The 4067-nt window shown below is 42.1% G+C and carries 3 protein-coding genes; all 3 read right to left on the bottom strand.

The genetic code is table 11. From position 1 onward, the window contains the following. Positions 1 to 756: 756 nt before the first annotated feature. Positions 757 to 966, bottom strand: coding sequence for a transcription antiterminator/RNA stability regulator CspE (gene cspE / locus L4D76_RS28440; RefSeq protein WP_428444183.1), 210 nt, complete (start codon positions 964 to 966; stop codon positions 757 to 759). A gap of 225 nt (positions 967 to 1191) precedes the next feature. Then, positions 1192 to 1653, bottom strand: coding sequence for a hypothetical protein (locus L4D76_RS28435; protein ID WP_428444182.1), 462 nt, complete (start codon positions 1651 to 1653; stop codon positions 1192 to 1194). Between the two features lie 442 nt (positions 1654 to 2095). Continuing rightward, on the bottom strand, positions 2096 to 3313 hold the full coding sequence (glgC, locus tag L4D76_RS28430) for a glucose-1-phosphate adenylyltransferase (protein WP_428444181.1): 1218 nt from the start codon (positions 3311 to 3313) through the stop codon (positions 2096 to 2098). Between the last annotated feature and the right edge of the window lie 754 nt (positions 3314 to 4067).

Genomic DNA, 4067 nt, shown 5'->3' with positions numbered 1-4067 from the left:
CGTGAAATCGTGACGCTGTGACGGAGAATACCCGACTGATTTGGTAGGATTTAAGTCTTACCCACGGACAAGAAAGGCCGCCTGGGGCGATCTCTCAGAACTACGGTTAACGGGCATTACGTTAATGCATAACGTTGATAAATGGCTTTCCACATCCCTGTAAATCCCTATGGCCGTACCGAATGCTCAACTTTAAACCACAGCCCGAAAAGCCTGCGATATTGTATGCCACAGCGCTCATATTTGATACCAAGCGATATGTGATCGGCTAACGGCCAGATACGAAAAAAAGCCGCCAGAAGAAGCGGCTTGATCAAAAATCACCAATGAAAAGGACGCTGGCTGGTTAGCTATGGTGGCAAAGATCAAAAACACATCAAACGATGCGCAAGAAGCAAGTCTACCTTAGACTATAAAGTTAGAGTAAAAATCCTATTTGGTGGTTTACTTAAACGACAAGGAGCACAATTTAGAATCCTCCCCCTTTAAATGAGCGACCGTGCGCATATCATATCAATCGTTGGCTGATTCAATGATTGATGCTTACCAAAGGTAATGGTACAGCCAGCCCCAGCCTTAAAAGCCAGTGAATACTGAACATGTAACGGCTAGAGACAACAAAGGCCGCCAAGAGGTGACCTTTCGGTGATTAATTGTTTGGCTGTTATATTGATTGGGTACCGAACTAATGCTTAAACGACAGGTATAAAAAATGCCGGCCATAGCCAGCATTTTTTCAGAAGATAAGTCTTCTAATTATAAAGCAACTACATTAGCTGCTTGAGGACCTTTTTGGCCTTGCTCTAGGTCAAAAGAAACTTTTTGACCTTCAGCTAGAGTTTTGAAACCTTCAGAAGCGATAGCACGGAAATGAACGAATACGTCAGCACCGCCGTTATCCTGAGTGATAAAACCAAAACCTTTATCTTCGTTAAACCATTTAACGATACCAGTTGCTTTAGACATGAGCCTCACCTAATTTTTAAATAAAAGAATTCGTAATGATTTGCACATACGAACCAATACGCATATTAAGGCGGAACTTAAAGTCATATCAATTAAAAATGCCTAAAAACGCATTATCGTCGCAAAAAACAATAGATTAGGCTTAGCAAGGTGCAAAAAGGCCGCCTGGGCGACCTTAACTCTACCAGCAAGCTTTGAGACGCTTTATGGGTGTTATGGTAAATTCTAGTAACAGCGTTTCATTAAATTTTGATGTACGCGAGAAATACACATTATAGCTTGTTTATTTGAAATGTATTTATCACTCAGAAGGTTATAGTTTTCATCAAACAACGAAATCATATATGAAGTAGATTTACTAGAGCCTTCATACTCAAGCCAAAAAGATATAATGGTATCTTTTGAGCAAATAGGGGTTGAAGCTAATAAGCATTTCTCTTCGTCTCCAACTAACCAAATTCTAATAAATCCATTTATAAAAGTTTCCATTGCAATCACTTTACCTAAAGCAAAATAATATGAAGTATAGTGCGTATTGCTTGTGGTATCTGTGAATTCTGTTGAAGGTTTTGTCTTTGTCTTACCATCAAAAATCGGTGCCGAACGGACGTGAACATGTTTCGGCAGGCCCTTGAGTACCGATAAAAAAAGGCCGCCAATGGCGACCAAGTGAATAAGCAGGCTCAATAAAAACAGCCCAAATGTTATGGTACGTCGTGCAACACGACACCCTATAATGGCAGGGTTATCAATAAACAACCTGAACAACATGAAAATTCTCAATAGTCATTATGTCCATTATGGTAAACACGTCACATTGCATGTAAAAATGAGCATTATTAATCGGTTATTGGATAATAGAGGTCAAGGCTACAAGTTAAAAACCTTAAACTGAGCTTATCTAGCTTGAAAATTAATTATAGTTTTAGGCTGAATCTCAGCGGAAATTTGTTACTTATCACTACAGTTAATTTTGGGCATCTAAGGCGCATAAGTGTGTGTTTGAATAGATAGTAGCAGCATAACCAATCGCCATTTTTGCATCTAATCATCATGTGATGCGTCAACTAAAGTGCCGACGCATCGATGTAAGCTAGAGGCTTAAGCGGTTTTATCGTAGACGACTTGCTTAGAAACCAATTTTTGCACCTTTAGGAATGACAACAATACCTTCATCTGAAACGTGATATTTCTTTCTGTCTTCTTCAAGGTTCTCACCAATCACGGTACCCGATGCAATCTGAACGTCTTTATCAAGGATCGCGCGACGAATTGAACAGTTTTCACCGATCTTCACATCCCCCAGGATAACTGATTCGCTGATTGTACTGCAGTGTCCGATATTACAGCTAAAACCGAGTACRGAGTTGTRRACCTTCGCACCCCGAATATAGCTACCATTAGAAATTAGGCTGTTATTAACATCCACTTTGCARCAGTCACAATCAAGGAAGGTCGCAGGGGGCAGCGGCGGRTAATAGGAATGCAGCGGCCAGTTGCGGTTATACARAGAAAACGGCGGCGTTTCAGAAAGCAAATCCATATGCGCCTGCCAGTACGCATCTATAGTACCGACATCYCGCCAGTAAACCTGATCGGTTTCGCCTTCRATGACGTTGGTRCTGAAATCATAAACAAACACCCGGCCTTTCGGATAAAGCTTAGGRATAATATCTTTCCCGAAGTCATGRCTTGAATYKTCGTCGYTGCCGTCYTCTTCGAGTTCATGCAACAAGGTTTCAGTTTCAAAAATATAGTTACCCATGGAAACCAGCGCATGGTCAGGATCGTTGGGAATMGATTTAGGGTTGGCCGGCTTTTCTTCAAATCCGATCATTCGYCCCTCTTTATCAACCTCGATCACCCCAAATGAGCTCGCTTCACYTAAAGGCATTTTGATTGCAGATACGGTTAACTCAGCCTTTTGGGCCTTGTGGTAATCCAGCATCTGTTTTACATCCATTTTATAGATGTGATCACTGCCAAAAATACAGACTTGATYAGGGGCWGCAATTTCTATAAAGCCAATATTCTGATAAATCGCATCGGCAGTACCGGAATACCAGCTCTTTGACCTACGCATCTGCGCCGGGATMGGGTCAATAAACCGGTCTGTGATACCTGACAGGCTCCAACCTTTTTTCATATGCAGGTAGAGGGACTGTGACTTAAATTGAGTTAGCACATAGATCTGTAAAAAATCCGCATTAACAAAGTTGTTTAATGCAAAATCGATAAGCCGGTAGCTCCCACCAAATGGTACTGCGGGTTTACTACGGCACTCCGTTAAAGGGCGTAACCTAGAGCCCTCTCCCCCAGCCAATATCATCGCTAATACACCAGACATCTTATACCTCACCAAATAAGCAACCACATACATATACCCAAGCAGCATATACGCATTGAGAGCTCATTTGCACAACGAATTGACGAACTTCTCAAATAATTGAAGTTCGTTACACTTTCTTATAGGCACAGTTAGAGAGAAGGCAAACCCCAGGATTAGATCGTGAATGTTTTTCAGTCAAAATAAATCAGTTTGGCCTCACCCAATGTCGGTAGAAGCAAGTCAGTATTTGGTGGCTTGAGATACTTTCCCTTATCCGACATGCCTGAGTTAGAGCATAAGGTTTAATAAGCTTATGTCCCGTATCGTGTTAGCTATGCTCGCTAGCACGATCCTGCCCCATTGTGTGTTAGTGCTAAAACTCATTCACAGGCTGTTAATGCTGGTTTGCGATACATTTTCTAATCGCCTTTTCTGAGCGTGATACAGCACAAGGTCGATCAGTGGCAGACCTTCATTCATGGCCATTGGCGACTCGGTGCGTTATATGTTAAATAGGCGAGTTAGCAGGGGGGTTTGAGCAGTTGAGCCAGCATCTATGTATAAATACAGATAAAGGGTCGCTAAGTGGGTTTCAGGAGGCTTTTTGATAGGTTGTAGATTTGTTACAGAATGAGCGGGTTTTAAGCGGGGATTTAGCGGGGTTGGGTAGGCGGCGATTCCGGCACGAAACCGCCAAAAGATCAGGTTTACCCTTCAAGCATGCCGACAACCTCTTCAATGCCTTCGGCCACTATGTATTTCGTGCCTGTAC

This window comes from Photobacterium sagamiensis, from assembly GCF_050337085.1.
In the GTDB taxonomy this organism is placed as follows: domain Bacteria; phylum Pseudomonadota; class Gammaproteobacteria; order Enterobacterales; family Vibrionaceae; genus Photobacterium; species Photobacterium sagamiensis.
The sequence above is the reverse complement of the archived record's forward strand: the minus strand, read 5'-3'. Positions and strand labels throughout refer to the sequence as shown.

Bases quoted from the DNA above. Each gene is read 5' to 3' on its own strand.
- cspE (WP_428444183.1), bottom strand. From the start codon at position 966: ATGTCTAAAGCAACTGGTATCGTTAAATGGTTTAACGAAGATAAAGGT.